Annotated in this window: 20 protein-coding genes; 18 read left to right on the plus strand and 2 right to left on the minus strand. The window is 63.0% G+C overall.

The window, feature by feature from the left end; translation table 11 throughout:
* Positions 1-87 precede the first annotated feature (87 nt).
* The 17 genes from WMO46_RS00415 (at position 88) to WMO46_RS00495 (ending at position 19,826) form a co-directional block, all read left to right on the plus strand.
* Complete coding sequence (locus WMO46_RS00415) at positions 88-543, plus strand: cytidine deaminase (protein WP_129650907.1); 456 nt, start codon at positions 88-90, stop codon at positions 541-543.
* Between the two features lie 8 nt (positions 544-551).
* Positions 552-1,238 carry an RluA family pseudouridine synthase gene (locus WMO46_RS00420; protein WP_026076785.1) on the plus strand — a complete coding sequence of 229 codons (687 nt, stop codon included), beginning with the start codon at positions 552-554 and terminating at the stop codon, positions 1,236-1,238.
* A gap of 12 nt (positions 1,239-1,250) precedes the next feature.
* Positions 1,251-1,703 (plus strand): D-aminoacyl-tRNA deacylase, encoded by a 453-nt coding sequence (gene dtd / locus WMO46_RS00425; protein WP_019152062.1) that lies wholly within the window; start codon positions 1,251-1,253, stop codon positions 1,701-1,703.
* 11 nt (positions 1,704-1,714) lie between these two features.
* Entirely contained in the window at positions 1,715-2,962 is a 1,248-nt protein-coding gene (locus WMO46_RS00430; RefSeq protein WP_349093576.1) for a DNA/RNA non-specific endonuclease, read from the plus strand.
* 2 nt (positions 2,963-2,964) lie between these two features.
* Complete coding sequence (locus WMO46_RS00435) at positions 2,965-3,930, plus strand: TIGR01212 family radical SAM protein (RefSeq protein WP_276759987.1); 966 nt, start codon at positions 2,965-2,967, stop codon at positions 3,928-3,930.
* 12 nt (positions 3,931-3,942) lie between these two features.
* On the plus strand, positions 3,943-4,836 hold the full coding sequence (locus WMO46_RS00440) for a YitT family protein (protein WP_019152065.1): 894 nt from the start codon (positions 3,943-3,945) through the stop codon (positions 4,834-4,836).
* Positions 4,836-7,094, plus strand: a complete 2,259-nt coding sequence (priA, locus tag WMO46_RS00445) for a replication restart helicase PriA (protein WP_349093577.1) — start codon at positions 4,836-4,838, stop codon at positions 7,092-7,094. Before WMO46_RS00440 ends, priA begins: the two co-directional genes overlap by 1 nt.
* A complete protein-coding gene (locus WMO46_RS00450; protein WP_019152067.1) occupies positions 7,078-7,800 on the plus strand; it encodes a ComF family protein in 723 nt (240 codons plus the stop codon). The genes priA and WMO46_RS00450 overlap by 17 nt, the downstream gene beginning before the upstream one ends.
* Positions 7,801-7,974: 174 nt before the next feature.
* A complete protein-coding gene (gene dnaB, locus WMO46_RS00455) occupies positions 7,975-9,528 on the plus strand; it encodes a replicative DNA helicase (RefSeq protein WP_019152068.1) in 1,554 nt (517 codons plus the stop codon).
* A gap of 156 nt (positions 9,529-9,684) precedes the next feature.
* Positions 9,685-11,226 (plus strand): YifB family Mg chelatase-like AAA ATPase, encoded by a 1,542-nt coding sequence (locus tag WMO46_RS00460; RefSeq protein WP_349093578.1) that lies wholly within the window; start codon positions 9,685-9,687, stop codon positions 11,224-11,226.
* Positions 11,227-11,290: 64 nt separating this feature from the next.
* Positions 11,291-12,391 (plus strand): undecaprenyldiphospho-muramoylpentapeptide beta-N-acetylglucosaminyltransferase, encoded by a 1,101-nt coding sequence (gene murG, locus WMO46_RS00465; RefSeq protein ID WP_129650893.1) that lies wholly within the window; start codon positions 11,291-11,293, stop codon positions 12,389-12,391.
* Positions 12,391-13,839, plus strand: a complete 1,449-nt coding sequence (locus WMO46_RS00470) for a UDP-N-acetylmuramate--L-alanine ligase (protein ID WP_349093579.1) — start codon at positions 12,391-12,393, stop codon at positions 13,837-13,839. The genes murG and WMO46_RS00470 overlap by 1 nt, the downstream gene beginning before the upstream one ends.
* A gap of 3 nt (positions 13,840-13,842) precedes the next feature.
* Positions 13,843-14,943 carry a hypothetical protein gene (locus WMO46_RS00475; RefSeq protein ID WP_129650890.1) on the plus strand — a complete coding sequence of 367 codons (1,101 nt, stop codon included), beginning with the start codon at positions 13,843-13,845 and terminating at the stop codon, positions 14,941-14,943.
* Positions 14,944-14,955: 12 nt separating this feature from the next.
* The gene (gene ftsA, locus WMO46_RS00480) at positions 14,956-16,416 is read left to right on the plus strand and encodes a cell division protein FtsA (RefSeq protein ID WP_278818828.1); all 1,461 of its coding nucleotides are present in this window, start codon (positions 14,956-14,958) and stop codon (positions 16,414-16,416) included.
* A 224-nt stretch (positions 16,417-16,640) separates the two neighbouring features.
* On the plus strand, positions 16,641-17,966 hold the full coding sequence (gene ftsZ, locus WMO46_RS00485) for a cell division protein FtsZ (protein WP_349093580.1): 1,326 nt from the start codon (positions 16,641-16,643) through the stop codon (positions 17,964-17,966).
* A 16-nt stretch (positions 17,967-17,982) separates the two neighbouring features.
* Positions 17,983-19,263, plus strand: coding sequence for a gliding motility-associated protein GldE (gldE, locus tag WMO46_RS00490; RefSeq protein WP_195497823.1), 1,281 nt, complete (start codon positions 17,983-17,985; stop codon positions 19,261-19,263).
* Positions 19,260-19,826, plus strand: a complete 567-nt coding sequence (locus tag WMO46_RS00495) for a 4'-phosphopantetheinyl transferase family protein (RefSeq protein ID WP_349093581.1) — start codon at positions 19,260-19,262, stop codon at positions 19,824-19,826. The genes gldE and WMO46_RS00495 overlap by 4 nt, the downstream gene beginning before the upstream one ends.
* Here WMO46_RS00495 and WMO46_RS00500 read toward each other — a convergent pair.
* Positions 19,823-21,244, minus strand: a complete 1,422-nt coding sequence (locus tag WMO46_RS00500) for a BamA/TamA family outer membrane protein (RefSeq protein ID WP_349093582.1) — start codon at positions 21,242-21,244, stop codon at positions 19,823-19,825. The two genes, WMO46_RS00495 and WMO46_RS00500, sit on opposite strands and share 4 nt — an antisense overlap.
* A 136-nt stretch (positions 21,245-21,380) precedes the next feature.
* Between WMO46_RS00500 and WMO46_RS00505 the strand changes: the two genes are divergently transcribed.
* On the plus strand, positions 21,381-22,022 hold the full coding sequence (locus WMO46_RS00505) for a pentapeptide repeat-containing protein (RefSeq protein WP_278963746.1): 642 nt from the start codon (positions 21,381-21,383) through the stop codon (positions 22,020-22,022).
* 73 nt (positions 22,023-22,095) lie between these two features.
* Here the strand turns inward: WMO46_RS00505 and WMO46_RS00510 are convergent, their stop codons facing one another.
* Entirely contained in the window at positions 22,096-23,307 is a 1,212-nt protein-coding gene (locus WMO46_RS00510; protein WP_019152080.1) for a C1 family peptidase, read from the minus strand.
* Positions 23,308-23,317 lie beyond the last annotated feature (10 nt).

Below are 23,317 nucleotides of genomic sequence, written 5' to 3' on the forward strand. Positions count from 1 at the left end.
TTTCGCTCGGCAAAATGCAAGTAAACTTGCTTTTGCCCTCGCTTATTCGTATCTTTGTAATTCACCCCTGTAAAAAAGGAGGAGTTTATGGAAAAGCAGTTTTGTTTCGACTATGAACACTATGCGGCGCTCGCGGAACTTCCCGAAGCCGACCGCAAACTGGTCGCCGAGGCCGAGCGGGCCACCGCCAATGCGCATGCGCCCTACTCGAAATTCCGCGTGGGGGCCGCCGCACGGCTGCGCAGCGGGAAGATTCTCTACGGCAGCAATTTCGAAAGCGAAGTCTATCCCGCGGGCCTCTGCGCCGAACGGACGCTGCTGTTTTACGCTCAGGCCAACTATGCCGACGACCCGATCGAGACGCTGGCCATCGCGTCGAACCCCTCGGAGCGCGAGTGCTATCCCTGCGGCCAGTGCCGGCAGGTGATGGTCGATGTCGAACGCCGCCAGGGCTCCCCGATGCGGGTCATCATGAGCGGCCGCGGCACGGCTACGGTGCTCGATTCGGCGGCGCGGCTGCTGCCTTTCACCTTTATTCTGTAATGCGTGCGATGTTCACTCCCGACGATATTCTCTACGAAGACAACCATTTGCTGATCGTCAACAAACGCTGCGGCGACCTGGTGCAGCCCGACCCTTCGGGCGAGAGCGCATTGGAGGACCAGATCAAGGGCTTCATCAAAAAACGCGACGCCAAGCCCGGCGAGGTGTTCCTCGGCGTGGTGCACCGTATCGACCGCCCGGTGAGCGGGGCCGTCATTTTCGCCAAAACGTCGAAAGCTCTCGCGCGGCTCAACGAGATGATCCGCGAAGGCCGCATCCACAAGGTCTACTGGGCGCTGACCGAGGCCACGCCCGACCCCGAGAGCGGCGAGCTGTGCCACTACATCCTGCGCGACGGCAAGACCAACCGTTCGCGGGCCTGTGACGCTCCGAAGGGCGACGCCAAGCAGGCGCGCCTGCGCTATGCGACGCTCGGGGCGGGTACGAACTATACGCTCGTGGAGGTCGAACTGCTGACGGGCCGCCACCACCAGATCCGGGCCCAGCTCTCGAAGATCGGGTGCCCGATCCGCGGCGATCTGAAATACGGAGCCCGGCGCTCCCTGCCCGGAGGCGGCATTTCGCTCCATTCGCGCCGCGTCGAGTTCGAGCATCCCGTGCGCCGCGAACCCCTTTCGGTCACGGCTCCCGTGCCCGCGGGCGACAACTTGTGGGCCTATTTCGAAAACCTGTAAACCGACCGTGCCATGCGACTGCTGATCCAGCGTGTGAAACACGCATCCGTCACCATCGACGGCAAGGTCCGCTCCCGGATCGGCGCCGGACTGCTGGCGCTGGTCGGCGTCGGGAACGACGACGGCGCGGAGGACATCGAATACCTCGCGGGAAAGCTCGTCCGGCTGCGCATCTTCGACGACGAGGCCGGGGTGATGAATCTCGACGTGGTGCAGACCGGCGGCGAGGTGCTCGTCGTGAGCCAGTTCACGCTTCAGGCTTCTACGCGCAAGGGCAACCGCCCGAGTTATATCCATGCGGCTCCCGAAGCCGTTTCGCGCCCTCTTTATGAGCGTTTTGCGGCCCGTGTCGCGGAGCTGCTGGGACGGGAGGTCGCCACGGGCCAGTTCGGGGCCGACATGCAGGTCGAGCTGCTCAACGACGGCCCGGTGACGATCTGGATGGATTCGAAACACAAAGAATAAACGCAACGTTGATGAAAAAGATTTTTGCGCTTCTGTTTGCGGCCCTTTCCGTGGCCTTCTTCGCCTGCGGGGATGAAAAGACGGATAACGGGAACGACTGGTTCCTGACGCCCGCCGCTTCGGCCGACGGCACGACCGTCGAGCTGACTTGCCTCACGCGCTTCGGCGACGGGGTGCTGGAGGAGCTCGGCGCGGGATTCGCCTGCGCGGAGCTGACCGGCGGATCGCTCGGCGAATTCGTCGATTACAAGGACATCGCGGTCGATGGCAGCCGCCTGTCGGCCCGGGTGAGCGGTCTCCGGCCCCGGACGACCTATATTTTCTACGCCTTTGCCGAGCTGCCGACCGGACGTATCCGGAGTGCTTCGGCTGCGTTCGTGACCGGCGAGGAAAGCGATCCCGATCCCGACCCCGATCCTGATCCTGATCCTGATCCTGATCCTGACCCTGACCCGGACCCCGATCCGGATTCCGGGTTGAAGAGATATACGGGATGGGCCGAACTTCCTGCCATCCAGGACCGTCCGGACGACTATTACTATGCCGCCCATTACTGCGACGGTGCGCCGGGCGGCCGCAACTATTCGGTCTGTTACAGTAAGGATATGCGCGGTCCGATTTGGGTGGCCTATCCGATGCATGAGAGCTATACGAAGGGTACTGCCGACGGGCAGAATAAGGATTGGAAATTCGATCCCGTCATTCCGTCTTTTGTTCAGCCCGATCTGAGTTCTTCATACAAGCCCAGCAATAGTTTCTCGCGCGGCCATATGCTCGCGTCGAATGACCGGCAGTCGGACAAGGCGACCAACAGACAGACATTCTACTATACGAACATGTCGCCGCAGATTCAGACCGGATTCAATGGCGGCATCTGGGCGACGTTCGAACAGAAGTGTCACAACATGATCTGCTCCGATACGCTCTATATGGTGACGGGCGCCTATTTCGCCAATGAAAACACGACCTGTCTGGACAATGCCAACCCCCAGAATAAGGTCATCGTGCCGACGCATTTCTATAAGGTGCTGATTCGTTCGAAGAGCGGCAATACGGGCAAGCCGCTCTGGGAACTTCCGGCCGATCAGATCGAATGCGCGGGTTATTGGTTCGAGCATAAAGCCTATTCGGGAGCGAGCCCGTCGCAGTTCATCAAGTCGGTGGCATGGATCGAGGAGCAGACGAAGCAGTCGTTCTTTACCAACGTTCCCAATGCGCCGAAGGAGAAACTCGACGTTGCTTTCTGGAATAAGATATAGCGATGACCTATCCCTGGGGCGACGAGCGGCGGTTCAACTCCTATGCGGGCTATTTCCGCCGGCTGTTCGGCGGCCGGGTTCAGAAACTCTCGGTCGATGCGGGCTTTTCCTGCCCCAACCGCGACGGAACCATTGGAAAAGGAGGGTGTACGTTCTGTGACAACGGAGCGTTTACACCCTCTTACTGCATGCCGTCGAAGAGCATCCGGCAGCAGATCGACGAGGGCATCGAATTCCACCGCAACCGCTACCGCACGGCGCGTCGGTATCTGGTCTATTTCCAGTCGTTTTCCAACACCTACGCTCCGCTGGAACGTCTGAAGGAGCTCTACGGCGAGGCGCTGGCGCATCCCGACGTGGCGGGCATCGTCGTCGGCACGCGCCCCGACTGCGTGGACGAGGAGAAACTCGACTGGTTCGCCGAACTGGCCCGCGACCGCTATGTGGCCCTCGAATACGGCATCGAATCGACTTACGACGCCTCGCTGCGGGCCGTCAACCGCGGCCACGATTTCGACTGCGCCCGCCGGGCCGTGGAGATGACGGCCGGGAGGGGGTTGCCCGTCGGGGCGCATTTCATCCTGGGGCTTCCGGGCGAGACGGACGAAATGCTGCTGGCGCAGACGGAGCGGATCAACGCCCTGCCGCTCACGACCGTGAAATTCCATCAGTTGCAGGTCTTCCGCTCGACGCCGATGGCCGCCGAGTACGACGCCGATCCCGGACGCTTCCGCTTCTGGGAGGCGGACGAGTACATCGACCTGTTCGTCGAGATCCTCCGCCGCCTGCGTCCCGATCTGGTCGTCGAGCGTTTCGCCTCGGAGGCTCCCCCGCGTTATCATTACGGCCGAAACTGGGGGCTGATACGCAACGAACAGCTGCTCGCCCGGCTCGAAAAAAGATTGGAGGAACGCAATGCATACCAAGGCGAATTTTTTACTATCTTCGCCGAAAATAACGTTGAATAAAAATCCGTCGCTATGAAATCCATTTCCCCGGATATCGTGCTGAAACCCGTCAAGGAGTATATCCTGATGGCTGTCGGCATGCTGATGTATTCTTTCGGCTGGATCGGCTGCATCCTCCCGGCGGGCGGTGTCGGCGGCGGTGCGGCCGGTCTGTCGCTCGTGCTGTGCAACGCCCTTTCGGTGCTGGGGCTGAATTTCCAGATCGGTACGATGGTCTTCATCATCAACGCCGTCCTGCTGCTCGTCGCCGGATTTATCGTGGGGTGGAACTTCGGCGTCAAGACCATCTATTGCGTGGTGGTCATCTCCCTCGGCATGAACTTCTGGCAGGAGGTGCTTCCCGAGGGCAATTTCCTCGGCGTCGATAACCTGCTGGCGATCGTCATGGGCGGCATTTTGGCCGGTGCCGGCATCGCGCTCTGCTTCTCGCAGGGCGGATCGACGGGCGGCACGGACATCGTGGCCATGATCATCAACAAATACCGCACGGTCAGCTACGGCAAGATACTCATCTACTCCGATTTCGTCATCATCGCCTCGGCCATGCTGGTGGGCATGGGCATCAGCGCCGTGATCTACGGCTACGTGATGACGGCGGTCGTGGGCTATACGGTCGATATGATCATGGCCGGGAGCCAGCAGTCGAGCCAGGTCTTCATCGTCACGCACGACTACGAGAAGATGGCCCAGGCGATCGTCGATAACGTCCACCGCGGGGTCACGCTCATCGACTCGCAAGGGTGGTATTCGAAAAAGGAGTCCAAGATCGTCATGGTGGTCTGCCGCAAGCGCGAGACCTCGATGATCCTCAAATTCGTCAAGACCATCGACCCCGACGCCTTCATGACCGTCGGTTCGGTCATGGGCGTCTACGGCAAGGGATTCCAGGCAATCGGCAAGGGCTGATGCTCCGCTATGCCGACATAGTCCTGCCGCTGGCGCAGCCCGCCTATACGTTCGCCGTTCCCGAGGGGACGGAGGTCGCGGCGGGACAGGCCGTGGCGGTGCAGTTCGGACCCCGCAAGTTCTATACGGGCATCGTGTGGCGGGTCCACGACCGGAAGCCCGATTTCAAGCGGATCAAATCCATTCACCGCGTCCTCTACGACGCACCCCTGCTCTCGGCGCAGCAGATGGCGCTTTGGGAGTGGGTCGCCTCGTACTACATGTGTTCGGTGGGCGAGGTGATGCGCGTGGCGCTGCCGGCGCTGATGAAGCCTTCGGGCGACACGGAGGAGGAGTTTTCCGACGACGAGTTCCGGCCCCGGACGGAGTGTTACGTCGCTTTGGCGCGGGAGCTCCACGACGAGACGGCCTTCCACGAAGCGTGCGAAAAACTCGAACGGCGCGCCCCGAAGCAGTACGAAGCGTTGCTGGAGCTGGCCACGGCCGGCGACGAGACGCGCATTTCGACGGGCGAGGTGGCCCGCCGTCTGCTCCGGGCCGACTACGCCGTGCTGCACGCTCTGGAACGTAAGAAACTGATCGTCTGCACCGAGCGGGAGCGTACCGTCGAGCGCGGCGGCTCGGCATTCCGGCTTCCGGAGCTGACCCCGCACCAACAGAAGGCGCTGGACGAGCTGCGCGGGCAGTTCGCCGCCGGAAAGAGTACGGCCCTGCTGCAAGGGATCACCGGTTCGGGCAAGACCGAAATTTACATCCACCTGATCGCCGAGGTGCTGGCACGCGGCGGCGACGTGCTGCTGCTGGTCCCCGAAATCGCCCTCACGGCGCAGCTCATCGCGCGCATGGAGCGCATTTTCGGCAGCCGAGTCACGCCCTACCATTCGAAACTCACCAATCGCCGCCGCACGGAAACCTATCTGCGGCTGAACCGCTCCGAGGGGGGCGAGTTCGTCGTCGGGGTCCGTTCGTCGATCTTTCTGCCGCTGAAACGGTTGCAGCTGATCGTCGTTGACGAGGAGCACGACGCCAGCTACAAGCAGACGGAGCCTGCGCCGCGCTACAACGCCCGCGACTGCGCCGTGGTGATGGCCCGTTTCACGGGGGGCCGCACGCTGCTGGGGAGCGCCACGCCGTCGCTCGAAACGTGGCTCAACGCCGCGTCGGGCAAATACGGCCGGGCCGAGCTCACGGAGCGTTACGGCGATGCCCGGCCGCCCGAGATCCTCGTTTCCGACACCCTGCGGGCCGCCAAGCGCGGCGAGCGCAAGGCCCATTTCAACAAACTCCTGCTGGACAGGATCGGCGAGGCCCTCGACCGGGGCGAGCAGGTGATGCTGTTCCAGAACCGCCGCGGTTTCTCGCCCTATGTCGAGTGCTCCGAGTGCGGCTGGACGGCCCGCTGTCCCCACTGCAACGTCACGCTGACCTACCATAAGAGCGGGCGGAAACTCGTCTGCCACTATTGCGGCTACACGGCTGAGGTCCCGGCGAAATGCCCCTCGTGCAAGGTTACGGACGTGATTCCGATGGGCTTCGGGACGGAGAAGGTCGAGGAGGAGATTTCCCGGATTTTCCCCGAAGCGCGGGTGGCCCGTCTGGACCGCGACAGCGTGACTTCCGAAAAGGCTTTCAACGCCATCATTGCCGATTTCGAGGCGCGCAAGACCGACATTCTGGTCGGAACGCAGATGATCACCAAGGGGTTCGATTTCGGGGGCGTCTCGCTGGTGGGCATCCTCAACGCCGACAATCTGGTGAACAATCCCGACTTCCGGGCCGCCGAGCGGGCCTTCCAGCTGATGATGCAGGTGGCGGGACGCGCCGGACGCCGTGCCGAAGGGGGCGAGGTGGTGATCCAGACCTCCGAGCCGGGGCATCCCGTCATCCGGCAGGTCGTGGCGGGCGATTTCGGGGCGATGGCCCGCGCCCAGCTCGCCGAACGCGAAGCCTTCTTCTATCCGCCCTATGCGCGGCTCACGTCGCTCACGCTGCGCCACCGCGATCCCGCGGTGCTGCGTCAGGGGATCATGGAGCTGGCCGCACGCCTGCGCGTCCGCTTCGGCCGCCGCGTGCTGGGACCCATGACCCCGCCCGTCGATCGCATCCGCGGCGAGTACCTCGCGGGGCTGCTCCTGAAGATTGAGAGCGGCGCCTCGTCGGCCCGGGCCCGCGAACTGCTCGCCGCCGAACTGAAAACCTTCTCCGAAAATCCGGCTTTCAAAGCCATCGCCGTCATCGTCAATGTCGATCCTCAGTGACCTTTTGCGCGACGTTGCGTCGCTGCTGTTCCCGGCCCGCTGCGCGGTCTGCGGGGAGCCGCTCGCACGCGGCGAACGGACGGTCTGCACCTTCTGCCGCGCCACGGCGCCCCTGACCGGCTACTGGAACGAGGCCGACAATCCCGTCGCGCGCAAATGCTGGGGGCTGGTGCCCGTCGAACGGGCCTCGGGATTCCTTTTCTTCGTCCACGGAAGCGGCTGGCGGCGGCTGATCCACGGCTTCAAGTACCGCGGGGCGTGGCGCACGGCCCGGGAGATGGGCGCGTGGTACGGGCGGCATCTCCGGGAGAGCGGGCTTTACGACGATGTGGAAGTCGTGGTCCCGCTGCCCCTGCACCCTTTCCGGAGGTGCCGGAGGGGCTACAACCAGTCGGAGTACCTCGCCGAGGGAATCGCCTCGCAGCTGGGTGTCGGGGTTGACCGCCGCAGCGTCCGCCGCAGGCGCAATACGCCCAGCCAGACCCTCCGATCCCGCCGCGACCGGGCCCGCAACGTCGAAGGCGCCTTTGCGGTCCGGCATCCCGAGCGGCTCGCCGGACGGCATGTCCTGCTGGTCGATGACGTGATGACCACGGGCAACACGCTGCTCGCCTGCGCCGCCGAGATTCTCCGCGCCGCGCCCGGCTGCCGCGTCAGCATCGCCGCTTTCGCCGTCTCCCGGCGTGAAATGGGCGTGAAGGAGTAATTGAAAATGAAAAATTAGAAAATCTTTTTCAACAGACCGTTTTTCGGATGCAGCGGGAGTTGTTTGCGGATGAACCGTGTTATCGACACGGTTTTCGACAATAACTTTGCCGCGGCCGTTTTGTTTTCTCCGGCCGAATCGCTACTTTTGGAGTCTGAAAGATTCCGATACTAAATGGCGAAAGATTTTACCCCCTCCTCCCGCAACCGGGAGGCGTTCGAAGCGATGACCGACACCGTCGGCAACGTACCCCCGCAGGCGGTCGAACTGGAGGAGGCCGTGCTCGGCGCGCTGATGCTCGAAAAGGACAGCATCATCTCCGTACAGGAGTACGTGACCCCCGAAGCGTTCTACACCGAGGAACACCGCCTGATCTACAAGGCGATCAACGAACTGTCGATGGAGCTCAAACCCATCGACCTCTACACCGTGACCGAGCGGCTGAAGGTCAAGAAGGAGCTCAAGAAGGTGGGCGGCGCCTCGTATCTCGCGCAGCTGACCCAGAAGGTCGGTTCGGCGGCCAACGTCGAGTTCCACGCCAAGATCATCGCCCAGAAATACGTCCAGCGCGAGCTGATCCGTTCGGCCACGGAGATTCAGAAACGATCCTACGACGAATCGACCGACGTTACGGAGCTGATCGGCTACGCCGAGGGCGAGATCTTCAAGGTCGCCGAGGGGCACGTCAAGCGTTCGGTGCAGTCGTCGAAGGACATCCTGGCCCGTGCGCTGATGCAGATCGAGGAGGCTTCGAAGAACACCAGCGCCTTCAGCGGCGTGCCGTCGGGATTCATGGCGCTGGACCGCGTGACGCTGGGCTGGCAGTTGTCCGACCTCATCATCGTCGCCGCGCGTCCTTCGATGGGTAAGACGGCCTTCGTGCTTTCGATGGCCCGCAACATGGCCGTCGATCACGAACAGGGCGTGGCGTTCTTCTCGCTCGAAATGTCCTCCGTGCAGCTGATGATGCGTCTGATCATCGCCGAGACGGGACTTTCGGGCAACGATGTCAAGTCGGGCCGCCTGACGCCCGAACAGTGGCGCCATCTCGAATCGGCGACCAAGCCGCTGGGCTCGGCCCCGCTGTTCATCGACGACACTCCGGCCCTTTCGGTCTTCGAGTTCCGTTCGAAGGCCCGGCGCCTGAAGATACACAACGACATCAAGATCATCATCATCGACTACCTCCAGCTGATGACCGGCAACCAGGATACGAAAGGCAACCGCGAGCAGGAGGTGGCCTTCATCTCGCGTACGCTGAAGGCGATCGCCAAGGAGCTGAACGTGCCGGTGATCGCCCTTTCGCAGCTGAGCCGTGCCACGGAGATGCGCGGCGGCTCGAAGCGTCCCCAGCTCTCGGACCTCCGCGAGTCGGGCGCCATCGAGCAGGACGCCGACATCGTGGCCTTCATCCACCGCCCGGAGTACTACGGCATCAATCAGGACGAGAACGGCATGCCCACGGCGGGCATGGCCGAGATCATCCTTGCCAAGCACCGTAACGGCGCCGTGTGCGACGTGAACCTGCGCTTTCTCAAGGAGCAGGCGCGTTTCGCCGACATGGAGGATTCGATGCTGCCGCCCGCGCAGGCGGCGGACAGCCAGCAGGCTTACGACGACTATGCCAGCGGTTCGAACGGCATGCCCGCGGCCGGGCTGGGTGCGGCGATGGGCGGCGAGTTCGACGTGAACCGCTCGGCGAACCTCAACGACGAAGCGCCCTTCTGACCCGCTTAAGAAGCGGGATTTGTGGGCGAGGGCAGAGCAGAACGGATCATGTCCGGATTTTGCGCCCGCCTGGGAAGCGGGATTTATGGGCGGCGGCAGGTCGTGATTCAACGGGTCCGGGTCTGCGCAGCCGCGTGATATTTAATAGATACGTTTATGTTCGTTCGCACTTATGCAGGCGCCCTTGCCGGGATCGACGCCGTGGCGGTGACCGTCGAGGTCAACATCACGGGCGGCGGGCTGGGGCTGTACCTCGTGGGACTGCCGGACAACGCCGTGAAAGAGAGCGAACAGCGCATCCGCGCGGCGTTCGAGAACTCCGGCGAACGGATGTCGGGCAAAAAAGTGGTCGTCAATCTGGCTCCCGCCGACCTCCGCAAGGAGGGTTCGGGCTTCGACCTGCCGATCGCCGTGGGCATTCTTGCGGCGATGGGCCGCATCGACGCCGAGGCGGTGGACGGCACGATGTTCATCGGCGAACTGTCGCTCGACGGATCGGTGAAACCCGTGCGGGGCGTGCTGCCCCTGGCGGTCCGGGCGCGTGCCGAAGGGTTGCGGCGGCTGGTGCTGCCGGCCGGGAATGCCGCCGAGGCAGCGGTCGTGGAGGGGATCGACGCGATCGGCGTCACGACGCTCCGGGAGGTCGTCGCCTGCCTGAACGGCGAGGCGGAGATCGTTCCGGCGAAGCCGGCCGCCGGAGAGTCGTTCGGCGCAGAGGCGCTGCGGTATGCCGAGGACTTCGCCGACGTGAAAGGGCAGGCGCACGTGAAACGGGCGCTGGAGATCGCCGCGGCGGGCGGACACAACGTCATTATGATCGGCTCCCCGGGCTCGGGCAAGACGATGCTGGCGCGGCGTCTGCCGACCATCCTGCCGCCGCTGACGCGTGAAGAGGCGCTGGAGACGACCAAGATACACTCCGTGGCGGGCGGCACGGGGCTGGCGGGAGGACTGATGACCCGGCGGCCGTTCCGGGCTCCGCACCACCTCGCTTCGCAGGTCGCCCTGATCGGCGGCGGGCAGTCGCCGCGTCCGGGCGAGGTGTCGCTGGCGCACAACGGGGTGCTGTTTCTCGACGAACTGCCCGAATTCGGACGCAGCGTGCTCGAAGTGCTGCGGCAGCCGTTGGAGGAGAAGCGGGTGGTGGTGTCGCGGGCCAAATACAGCGTCGAATATCCGGCGAATTTCACGCTCGTCGCGGCGATGAACCCGTGTCCGTGCGGTTACTACAACCATCCGACGCGCGAGTGCACCTGCTCGCCGGGGTCGGTGCACCGCTACATGGGCCGCATTTCGGGCCCGCTGATGGACCGTATCGACCTGCATGTCGAGGTGACGCCCGTGGCTCCGCAGGAGCTTTCGGCGATGGCTCCGGGCGAGCCGAGCGCGGCGATCCGGGAACGGGTCGTCCGGGCGCGGGAGGTGCAGGCGGAGCGGTTCCGCAATACGGAGGGCGTGCATACGAACTCGATGATGAACAGCGCTGCGCTGCGCGAATACTGCCGCCTCGATGCGGCTTCGGCGGCCTTGCTGGAGCGGGCGATGGAGCGGCTGTCGCTTTCGGCGCGGGCTTACGACCGCATTCTGAAAGTGGCGCGCACGATCGCCGACCTGGCGGGACGCGCCGACATCGTTCAGGCGGACATCGCCGAGGCGATCAACTACCGGTCGCTGGACCGGGGCAACTGGGGGCGATGAGTTTGCGGTTGTCGGCCGTAAACTCAATGAAAAATGAAGAACTAAGAATTAAAAAAATTATACCATGAAACGCATCATTCTTTCCGGAGGTGGAACCGGAGGCCATATCTATCCGGCCGTGGCTGTCGCCGAGGCCCTGAAACGGCGTTTCGGCGACGAGGTGGAGATTCTCTTCGTCGGCGCCGAGGGCAAGATGGAGATGGAAAAAGTTCCCGCGCTGGGCTACCGCATCGCGGGGCTGCCGATCGCGGGATTGCAGCGGCGGCTGGACTGGCACAACCTCGCCGTGCCGTTCAAGGCGGTGAAGAGCATCCGGATGGCGAAGCGGATCATCCGCGAGTTCGGGGCCGATGCGGTCGTCGGGTTCGGCGGTTATGCCAGCGCCCCGGTGCTGTGGGCCGCGCAGCGGATGGGCGTGCCGACGGTCATTCAGGAGCAGAACTCCTATGCGGGGGTCACGAACAAAATCCTGTCGAAGGGTGCGAAGCGCATCTGCACGGCCTACGAGGGGATGGAGCGCTTCTTCCCGGCGGCCAAGATCGTGCTGACGGGCAATCCCCTGCGGGGCCGCTTCTCGAAGGAGGGCGCCGACCGCGCCGAGGCGCTGAAATACTACGGCCTGACGCCCGACCTGCCGGTGATTCTGGTGGTCGGCGGGTCGCTGGGCACGCGGTCGCTGAACGAGATGATGAAGGCGTGGATCGTCGAAACGGGCGGCGAAGCCCCCGTGCAGGTGATTTGGCAGACGGGTAAGTACTACGAGCGCGAGATGCAGGCTTTTCTGGCCGCACATCCGGCCCGGCACGTCTGGCAGGGGGCTTTCATCGACCGCATGGATTACGCCTACGCCGCGGCCGACCTGGTCGTGTCGCGCAGCGGCGCCGGGACGGTCTCGGAGTTGTGCCTCGTGGCGAAACCGGTGCTGTTCGTGCCTTCGCCCAACGTGGCCGAGGACCATCAGACCAAGAACGCCCGGGCGTTGGAGACGAAGGGCGCCGCGGTGGTGGTCGCCGACGCCGAGAGCCGCACGAAGGCGATGCCGCGGGCCCTGGAGCTGCTGGCCGACCGGGAGGCGCTGGCGGCGATGAGCCGCAATCTTGAGGCGCTGGCCCGGCCGAACGCCGCGGAAGATATTGTGAATGAGATTGTAAAGGTGATGAAGTGATGGAATACAAGAACGTCTATTTTCTGGGTATCGGCGGTATCGGCATGAGCGCCCTGGCCCGTTATTTTCTGCACGAAGGCCGCCGGGTCGCCGGATACGACCGCACCCGCTCGCACCTCACCGGAGAACTCGAAGCCGAGGGCGCTGCGGTCCATTACGAGGACGACGTGCGGCTGATTCCCGAAGAGTTTCTCGATCCGGAGCGGACGATGGTGGTCTACACCCCCGCTGTGCCGCAGGACCACAGCGAGTACCGCTACTTCGCGGAGCACGGATTCCGGATCGAAAAGCGGTCGCAGATGCTGGGACACCTGGCCGAGGGTAAATACGTGATGGCCGTGGCGGGCACCCACGGCAAGACCACCACTTCGACGCTGGTGGCGTGGCTCAACCGCGCTCTGACGGACGGCGGTTCGGCGTTTTTGGGCGGCATCTCCAAGAATTTCGGCGGCAACCTCGTGCTGGACGGCAAAGGGGTGCAGGAGATCCGTTCGGCCGCGGGAGGGGTTTCGGATGTCTCCGGCTCCCGTCCTTTGGGCGGGCGGCTGGCCGTCGAGGCCGACGAGTTCGACCGTTCGTTCCTGCGGCTCTATCCCGACGTGGCGGTGGTGACCTCGGCCGATGCCGACCACCTCGACATCTACGGCACGCACGAAGCGGTGAAGGAGGCTTTCGCGCAGTTCGTGCGGCAGATCCGCCCCGACGGATACCTTATCATCAAGCAGGGGCTCGACATCGTGATCGACAATCCGGAGATCACCGTCTACCGGTATGCCTACGACACGCCGTGCGACTTCTACGCCCGCAACGTGCAGCTGCTCGAAGGCGGACATTACCGCTACGACATCGTGACGCCCGGCGGCGTGATCGAAGGGTGTACGCTCGGCATCCCGGGGTGGATCAATATCGAAAATTCGGTGGCCGCGGTGGCCGCGGTGTGGTGCGCCGCGCGGGCCGAGGGGACGGAACCGGATGCGGAGAGGCTGCGCGAGGCTCTGGCGTCGTTCTCGGGCGTCAAGCGGCGTTTCGAGTTCTATGTGAACACCCCGAAACAGGTCTATATGGACGACTACGCCCACCATCCGCGCGAATTGGCAGCGACGCTGACCTCCGTGCGCGGGATGTTCCCCGGACGGCGGATCACGGCGCTCTTCCAGCCCCACCTCTACACCCGCACCCGCGACCTCTGTGCGGAGTTCGCCGAGGCGCTGTCGCACGCCGACGAGGTGGTGTTGCTGCCGATCTACCCGGCGCGCGAGGAGCCGATCCCGGGCGTCGCGTCGGAGATCATCGCCGACCGGGTGACGGTCCCCTGCCGGATCGTCGGGCGCGAACGGCTGGCCGACGAGGTCGCCGCGATGGATACGGACGTGGTGATCAGCTTCGGGGCGGGCAATATCGACGCCTGTTGCGAAGCCATCGCCGAAAAACTCCGTGCGAAAAGTTAGACGATGAACCGTTATCTCCGATCCGCGCTTCTGGGCCTCATGTGGGCCGCCGTCGCCGCCTATGTCATCTGGGCGGGGGCTTCGGCGCGCCGTGTGCGCATGGCGAAGCGGGTCGGAGGCTTGGAGATCGAAGTCGTGGACAGCTCCTCGCAGGGGCATCTGGTCTCGGCGGCGATGGTCCGCGGATGGATTTCCCAAAGCGGAATCGAGACGATCGGCACGGCTGTTGATGCGGTGGATCTTACGGGGATCGAACGCCTGATCGCCCGCAACGGTTTCGTGGACGAAGTGGCCGCCTACGTCTCCTACGACGGGGTTCTGCATGTCGCCATCAGCCAGCGCAAGCCCCTTTTGCGGCTGCTGACCGACGGACTGAACGCCTATGTGACGCCCGAAGGGTATGTTTTCGCCGCTCCGCGCGCCTCGTCGCTCTACGTTCCGGTGGTCACGGGTTCGTACCGGCCGCCTTTTCCGGCGTCGTATGCGGGGAGTGTCCGGGAGCATGTCGATCGGCGTTCGCAGGAGATCGAAAACCGGATCGCCGAACTCGAACGGGAGAAGTATCCCCTCTACCGCCGCGAGTTGGAGAACGACCGCAATGTCTCGGCCCTGCGCCGCATGCGCATCAAGCGGCAGTGGTGGCGTCTGGAGGGCTCCAGGGAGTTCGACGAGCGGGTCGATGCGCTGCGCGAAAAGAAGGCCGCGCTGCGCCGGACCTACCGCTATCGGGCGCGCGTGATCCGCGAGGAGATCGAACGGATCGACGGGCGGCAGGAGGCCGAGCGGGCGAAACAAAAAAAGTTGGAGAAAAGCTACGAAGATTTCATGAAACTCCTTACCTTTGTGGAGAGTGTCGAAAACGACGATTTTTGGAGGTCGGAAGTGGTGCAGATCGCAGCGCACACGACCCCCAGCGGAGCATTGGAAGTGGAGCTGACGCCCCGCAGCGGCCGTTTTACGATCCTTTTCGGCCGGTTGGAGGAGGTCGAACGCAAGTTCGGGAAGTTGGAGCGCTTCTACCGCCGCGGACTTCCGTCGATCGGCTGGAACGAATACCGCACTATTGACATCAGATATAACGACCAGGTGGTCTGCAAGAAGTAAAAGGATTATACCGTGGAAAGAAAGAATTATACCGTTGCCGTCGATCTGGGCTGCTCGTCGGTCGTGGTGGCCGTCGGCGAAAAGACGCCCGAAGGCGCCGTTGACGTTGCTTGCATCGTCTCGAAACCCGTCGAGGGGGTCAATGCGGGCCGGATCGAGAACATCGAGTTGGTGAGCCATGCCATCCGCGAAGCCGTGTCGGAAGCCGAGGAGCAGCTCGGAATCCGCATTACGGAGGCTTATGCCGGTATTTCGGGCGATTTCGTGCGCTGCGCGCGCCACACCGACCATGTCTTCGTCTACGATCCCCAGAACGGCGTCAACCAGAAGGATGTCGATGCGCTGTTCGACCGCATGCGCAACGTGCAGGCTCCCGACGACGAAACCATCATGGAGCGCGTGCCCCAGAACTATATGGTCGATGACAGCCAGGAGGTCCGCAATCCGGTGGGTTCGTTCGGTAAGAAACTTTCATCGACGTTCAATTTCATCCTCTGCCTCAAAACCCCTATGCAGCGCCTCGACATGGCGTTGAAACGCCTCGGGATCAAGATGTTGGGCGTCGTGTCCGACGCGCTGGCGGCGCCCGAGTCGGTGTTGCTGCCCGACGAGAAGGAGGAGGGCGTGGCCGTGGTCGATGTCGGCGGCGGCGTCACCGACGTGACGGTCTATTACCGCAACGTGGTGCGCTACATCGCCTCGATTCCGATCGGGGCTTCGGCCATCAACCGCGACATCCGCACGATGAGCGTTCCCGAGAAACACGTCGAGAGCCTCAAACAGAAATACGGCTCGGCGGTTGCCGAACTGGCCCCCGAGGACAAGTTGATCCGCGTCAACGGCCGCACGGCCCGCGAGGCGAAGGATATTTTGCTGCGCAATCTGGCGACGGTGATCGAGGCCCGGGCCACGGACATCGCCGAGTTCGTGCAGCAGGAGATCAAGGATTCGGGCTTCGCCGGGAAATTGGCCTACGGCATCGTGCTGACGGGCGGTTCGGCGAAACTGAAGGATCTCGACGAACTGTTCCGCCGGGTGACGGGCATGGACGTGCGCGTCGCCGTTCCCGAGGCGGGCATCACCGAGGAGTCGAAGGAGAAGATCGCCGATCCGGCCTATTCGACGGCCGTGGGCATCCTGCTGAAAGGCGCCGAGCAGGGCGGATGCGCCGTCGTCGAACGGCCTGCGGCTCCGCGGCCCGAGATGCGTCAGCCTGCGCCGCAGCCTCCGGTCGGAGGTTATAAAGCGCCTCAGCCCCGTGTCGCCCAGCCCTATGCTGCGCCTGCGAAACCTGTTCCGCAGCCCGTTCCGCAGCCGGAGGCCGAGCCTGCCGAAGAGCAGGACGCGCCGCGGGAGGACGAGCGGCCGCCGGTTGTCGAGCCCAAGCGCAAGCGCGGTTTCGGGTCGATCGTCATGAGCGCCATCGACAAGATTAACAAAGGCTTCTCGGCCGCCGAAGACGAAGAGATTTAGGGAAGCTGAAAGGTGATTTTAGGTTTGCCGGGAAGGGGACTATAGAGTGGAATAAGGATTCCCGACCCGATGCCGTCGCAGGCGGAGACATCCGTCGGAGAGTTTTTGGTACTTTTTGCGGTCAAAAAGTACATGACCCCGCGGGCAGAGGCCGCGAATGACGGACATTCCCCGGCGGAAGGTGGATAATTTATGTTACTTGGATAATAAGGAGAGTTAACGATATGACAGACGAATTGATGTCGGAAATCAAGGCTCCGCGCATGAGCGGCTCGATCATTACGGTCGTAGGCGTCGGCGGCGCCGGGGGCAATGCCGTGAACCACATGTGGAATCTCGGTATCCGGGGGGTTACGTTCATGGTCTGCAATACCGACCAGCAGGCGCTCGACAAGAGCCCTGTCGAGTTGAAGATACGCCTCGGAGCCGAGGGGCTCGGAGCCGGCAACGATCCCGAGAACGGGCGTCGTGCGGCTGTCGAGTCGCTGCCCGAAATCCGGCAGACGCTCGAAGAGTCCGGCACGAAGATGATCTTTATCACGGCCGGCATGGGCGGCGGAACCGGTACGGGCGCTTCGCCCGTCATCGCCAAGCTGGCCCGCGAGATGGGATTGCTGACGGTGGCCATCGTCACTTCGCCGCTGGCCGTCGAGGGAAAGATCCGTTACGAACAGGCGTTCCGGGGAATCGAGGAGCTGCGTCAGAACGCCGATTCGCTGCTGATCATCAACAACGAGAACATTTTGGAGATTTACGGTCGCCTCTCGCTCAAGCAGGCTTTCGGAAAGGCCGACGACATTCTGGCCTCGGCGGCCAAGGGCATCGCCGAGATCATCACCGTCGAAAGCGACTTGGTGAACGTCGATTTCGCCGATGTGTCGAAGGTGATGCGCGACAGCGGCCGGGCCCACATGGCCGTGGCCACGGCCGAGGGCGACAACCGCGCCGAAGCGGTCGCCGAAGCGTCGCTGCGCTCGCCGCTGCTGGACCATAACCTCATTTCGGGGGCCAAGAATATCCTGCTGAACATCTCGGTGTCGGACGCCGACGCTCTGATGTACGAGGAGGTGGTGCAGATTCTGGAGTATATCCAGGCCCACGCCAGCGTGCAGGACGACCACGGCGTGATCCACAATGCCAACATCATCTGGGGTACGAGCGAAAAGCCGCAGCTGGGCAATTCCATCGAACTGGTGGTGGTCGCCACGGGCTTCGAGGGCGAGTCCCAGCCCGGTGCGATGAGGCCGATCATCCCTGCGCCCCACATCGTCGAGCCGGTCGCCAAGGAGTCGGCCGCGGCCCCCGTGCTGGAGCCGATCAAGCCCCTGACGCCCAAGGTCGCGCAGCGCCAGCCCGAGCAAGTGATGCTCGGGGCCAAGCCGACCCGTTACAGCAATATCGAGAGCCTGCTGGCCAAGCCCGCCTACCAGTCGCGCAACTCGAAGTTCGTCGTGCAGATGCCCGGCGGCCGCAAAGAGGTACTGAAAGACGATACGGCGGAGGCGTCGGCTCCGAAAGAGGGGACGCAGGGCGGCTCGCTGTTCGATTAACAAATTGACTGTCGGTTTGGAAGAAGCTCATCCCTGGATCGCTTACAACGGGTTTTCGCCCCAGATCGCCGTGCTGTGCGCGGTGACGTTCTGTCTGCTGTGTGTTTCGGCGCTCGTATCGGGTGCCGAGACTTCGTTTTTCTCCCTTTCGCACAACGATGTCCGCCGTTTGCAGAACAGCAAGAGCATGTCGGCCGCTGCCGTGCTGCGCCTGCTGACCGATGTCGATCTGCTGTTGGCCACGATCCTGGTGGTCAACAATCTGGTGAATATCTGCATCGTCATTCTCACGGCCAATATCATCGACTCGCTTTTCACGTTCCTGCGTTTCGAATTCCTGTTCAAGACCGTGTTGGTGACCTTCCTGCTGCTGCTCTTCGGCGAGATTCTGCCCAAGGTGCTGGCGCAGACCATCCCCGTGAGGTTCGCCTCGATGGTGGCCCGGCCCCTCGTGCTGCTGCGGTGGATTTTCTACCCGCTGTCGTACATCCTCGTCCGCACGAGCAGCCGCATCAGCGAAAAGGCCGCCCACAGGAGCGAAATATCGTTGGACGAACTGGCCGACGCTGTGGACATGACCCAAAGCACGAGCCCCGAGGAGCACGTGATGCTGTCGGGGATCGTCAACTTCGTCAATACCGAGGTGCAGGAGATCATGAAACCCCGCGTGGACATCACGGCGCTCGATGCCACGGACGACTACGAAACGGTCAAGAAGACGATCATCGAATCGGGATTCTCGCGCATCCCGGTCTACGAGGAGGATATCGACAACATCCGCGGCACGCTCTACGTCAAGGACCTGCTGCCCTACATCAACAACGGCAGCGATTTCGCCTGGCAGCAGCTGGTCCGCAAACCCTACTTCGTGCCCGAGCACAAGAAGATCAACGACCTGCTGGCTGATTTCCAGTCGAACAAGGTCCACATGGCCATCGTCGTCGATGAGTACGGTTCGACGCTGGGGCTGGTTTCGCTGGAGGACATCATCGAGGAGATCGTGGGCGAGATCTCCGACGAGAGCGACAACGACGAGTCGTTCTATACGTGCCTCGGTCCCAAGTGCTATCTCTTCGAGGGCAAGACCCACCTCGGGGATTTCGAACGCATCCTCGGCATCGACGAGGACACCTTCGCCGACGTGCAGGGCGAGGCCGAGACCCTCGCGGGGCTGATGCTCGAACTCAAACGCGACTTTCCGCGCAAAGGCGACGCCTTCACGGCGCACGACATCCGTTTCACGGTGCAGGAGATGGACGGGCACCGTATCGACAAAATCCGCGTGGACATCCCATGATCCCGAGACTACTGGTCGAGCCGCCGATGGGGGCCGATGAGGCGGCCCGGTGGACGACGCCCGGGGAGCGCGCCGAGGCGGCGGCATTCGGCTCGGAGCGCCGCCGTGCGGAGTTCCTCGGTTGGCGGGCCATCGTGCGGCGCGAACTGGGGATGCAGGTGCGGATCGGCTACGACGCTGCGGGGGCTCCCGTGCTGACGGGTTCGGACTGCTGCATCTCGGTCGCGCATTGTGCGGACCGCATCGCCGTCTGCATCTCTCCGAAGCGCTGCGCCGTGGACATCGAACCGGCGTCGCGCGATTTCAGCCGGGCCGAAAGCCGCTATACGACCCCTTCCGAACGGGCTCTTTCCGACGACCCGCTGTGGCCGGGAATCGTCTGGTGCGCCAAGGAGGCGCTCTATAAGTACTCCGGACGCCGGGAGCTGGATTTCCGGAAGGATCTCCGCATCGGGAGCGCGGACCTCGCGGCGGGCAGGCTGACCGGGCGGATCGAAAACGGAGAGCCCGTGGAGCTCTCCGTGCGCCGTGAAGACGGCTTTATCCTTGTCTGTATTCTTTAGAACGCCTCCGAGGCGGTGAACAGGAATGCCGAGGAGCGTTTGCGGTCCCACGGCAGGTTCCGGTTGCCGAAATTGCCCCATCCGTAGTCGAGGCGGATATTCATTTTGTTCTTGAACTCGAAGCGGTAGCCGCATCCGAAGCTGCACAGCGTGTTGCCCCAGCGGAATCGGTCCGTGCCCCAGACCTGCCCGCCGCCGATCCATCCCACGATGCCGTGGCGGCGGTAGATCTTCTGCCGCAGTTCGAACTGCGTCTCGATAAGTCGTTTGTCGCGGTAGCGGCCCTCGTAGTAGCCGCGCATGCGCTCCATGCCGCCCATCTTGGCATACATGTGCCACGAGGGCGTGCCGGCCGTGGCGTCGGCGTAGAGGTCGTAGGCCAGCACGGCTCCTTTCCAGAGTTTCAGGTAGTAATCCAGGGTCAGCGTGAAGCGTCCGAACGTGCGGCGGGTGTTGCCCAGCCATTCGGGATACCACTTGGCTTCGAACTTGACGAAGACGCCTTTCGAGGCGTTGAACGTCACGTCGCGCGTGTCGTACTGGGCGAAGAGTCCGATATTGGTGTTGAAGGCGTTGGGTTTGTCGCCCGTCGCGGCGATGAAGTTCGAGAAGGGGTCCTGCTTCTCGGGGTCGTAGCGTTTGCCGTCTTTCCAGAGGTCGTACATCTCGCCGATCTGTCCGCCCGGTTTCGCTATCTCGTTGTTGTCGATCTTTTGCATGTATTCCACCATGCCGGAGTTCTTGTATTTGGCCCCGGTGTAGTCGATGCCGCCGCTGACGCCGACATAGAAGCGCCCCACGAGCGACGTGCAGTAGGAGATGCGGAAGATGCCCATCGTCGTGGTGAGGTCCTGCGCGTAACCCTCCTTGCCGGCTTGGTAGCCCACGCCGTAGAAGGCTCCGGGGAAGTAGACGAACGCTCCCGAGTAGCTCAGCCGCTGTTTGTTCTTGTTGTAGATGTTGTCGCCCGAGAAGCGCAGCAAGACGAATTTCTTGGTCGTGAAGTTGCCGTAGATCGAGATGTTCGACGGGGCGGTGACCGAGTCGGTGCGGTCGAGCCGGTAGAGGCCCGCCAGCAGGAATCCGATGCCGAATCCCACGTCCGACGAGTAGTTGGGGCCGGGAGCGATGCTCCAGTCGATCTTCTTTTCGAAGGTCCGATCGACGTTCGAGCGGCTGTAATAGTCGATGATGCGGCGGACGAGCCCGGGGCGTTTCACCGGGGCGGCGAGGGCCGAGGTGTCGGCCGTCCGGGAGTGTTTGGCGTTCGGATGCGCCTCGGCCTGACCGATCTGCGAGAGCGTCGTTTCGGTCGAGGGAAAATTCTCTTTCGAGGGCTCCGTGCTCTGAGCGGATGCCGGGCGTGCGGCCGTCAGCAGGAGAGCGGCGGAAAGAAGGAGTGCAATGGTCTTTTTCATAGCGTGTGGGGTGGGGTCGAATGCAAAGATAACCCTTATTTTCCGGTTGTGCAAAATGAACAATCGGAACCCCTGCGGGAGGCGACCGATCCCGGAAAAATTCCTACCTTTGTAGCAATTCAAACAATATTCGTTTATGGAAATCGCCCGCCCGCAGCTGCCGCCCGAATCCGAAACCTCTGCCGATCCGGCCCGGATGCTCCTCGACGAGGAGGTTGTCGGCGCTGCTTTCCGCGGTGTCGGGTTCGGCGCCCTCGTCCGCGAGCACCTCTCTGTGCAGGGGTGCCGCTTTACCGGTTGTAGCTTCGCCGGGAGCGTGCTCGGGCACTCGCAGTTCTCGGATGTCCTCTTCCGCAACTGCGATTTCTCGAACGCCGATCTGCAAGGGTGCAGCTTTCACCGCGTGGAGTTCGCCGACTGCAAGCTGACGGGGACTGGCCTCGCCGAGACGACCCTGAACCATCTGCTGTTCGACCGCTGCAAGGGCGAATTCGCCAATTTCGCCTTTTCGAGGCTGCGCACGGTGCGCTTCGCCGGGTGCCGGATGCGCAGCGCGGCGTTCGGCGACTGCCGTTTCGAGCGCGTGGAGTTCGCGCAGTGCGAACTGGCGGCGGCCGAGTTTTTCGGAACCCGCCTGCGGGGCGTGTCGTTCGCCGATTCGGACATCCGCGGGATACGGGTCCGCGAGATCGACTCCTTCGAACTGAAAGGCGTGAAGATAAACGTTCTGCAAGCCGCCGAACTGGCCCGTCTGCTGGGCGTCGAGATCGAGGAGTGAACCGCAGTTCCGCAAAATGCGCAGCCCGGACTTCGATGGAAGCCCGGGCTGTCGTTTCGTGCGGCGCGTGCGCTTATTTGAGGCCGATCTTTTTGAGGATCTCCTTGGGCACGCCGTTCTTGTTGACCAGCACCGTCATCGTCTTGTAGGCGACGAACGGACGCGAGAAATACCAGTAGCCGTCGTAGGGGCCGACCTGAGCCCACGAGTTCTTGACCTTGTAGTAGGGCGTGCCGTTCTGATCGACGGCCGTGCCCACGATCTGCATGCCGTGGTCGTCGGTGGTCTCGTAGTTGTCGTATCCCTCCTGACGGAGTTCCTGCGTGATGGTGCGCTCCTTGCCGGGCTTTTCGAAGTTGTAGAGCGCGGCTTCCTTCTCCTTCTGGGTGAGCTTGCCCCACTTCTCGGCTTCGGTGCCCTCCATGCCTTCGAGGTCGGCCTCGGGGATGATGCCCAGCCCCTTGGTGCGGCTGAATCCCTTTTCGCTGACATCGGTGCCCCAGGCGATGGTGTAGCCCTTTTCCAGCGAGCTGTCGATGATCCGCATGAACTCGTCCAGAGGCACGTTCCACACCTTGTCCCAGTTCCAGTTGTCGGGAACCTCCATAGCGAACTCCGTGTAGAAGGGGTGGTGGGTGAACGACGAGAATTCGATGTAGTCGTTCATGTCGATCGGCAGCGACGCGGCGAACGATGCGGGGGTGTACTCCTTGCCCTCATAGGTGAATTTCTCGGGCATGGCGCCGAAATAGGCGTCGAGGATGCCGTTCAGCCCGGCCTGCCAGGCGGTCGTGAGTTTGCTTCCGTCGCGGCGTTTCGAGGCGGCGGCGATCACCGCGTCGGCATAGGCTTTGATCACGGCGTCGATCTCGTCGAAGTTGGGTTTGTCGTAGCCGTAGTTCAGTCCCGGATAGACCTCCTCGGGGACGATGCCGTAGCGTTGGATGCCGCCGGTCACGTCGTGGGCCTGGCCGCCGACGGCGAGGTTCAGCGAACCGTGCAGCCGGACGTATTTCACCGCTTTTTCGAAGTAGATGTTGCGCACGATCCACATCTCCGAGAGGTCCAGTTCGGGACCTCCGGCGCGGAGGATCTCGCTTTCGAGGAACGACAGGGTCGAGTAGCACCAGCAGGTGCCGCTGCGGCTCTGGTCCTTCACGGAGGTGACGGGCATGATCTTAACGTCGGTGAAACGGTAGCCCTCCGGAGCGGCCGTTTCGGGCGTTTGTGCCGCGGCTCCTCCTGCGAGACAGAGTGCGAATGCGGCGAAAATGAGGTTTTTCATGGTATGACGG

The organism is Alistipes intestinihominis (assembly GCF_040095975.1).
Lineage (GTDB): Bacteria > Bacteroidota > Bacteroidia > Bacteroidales > Rikenellaceae > Alistipes > Alistipes senegalensis.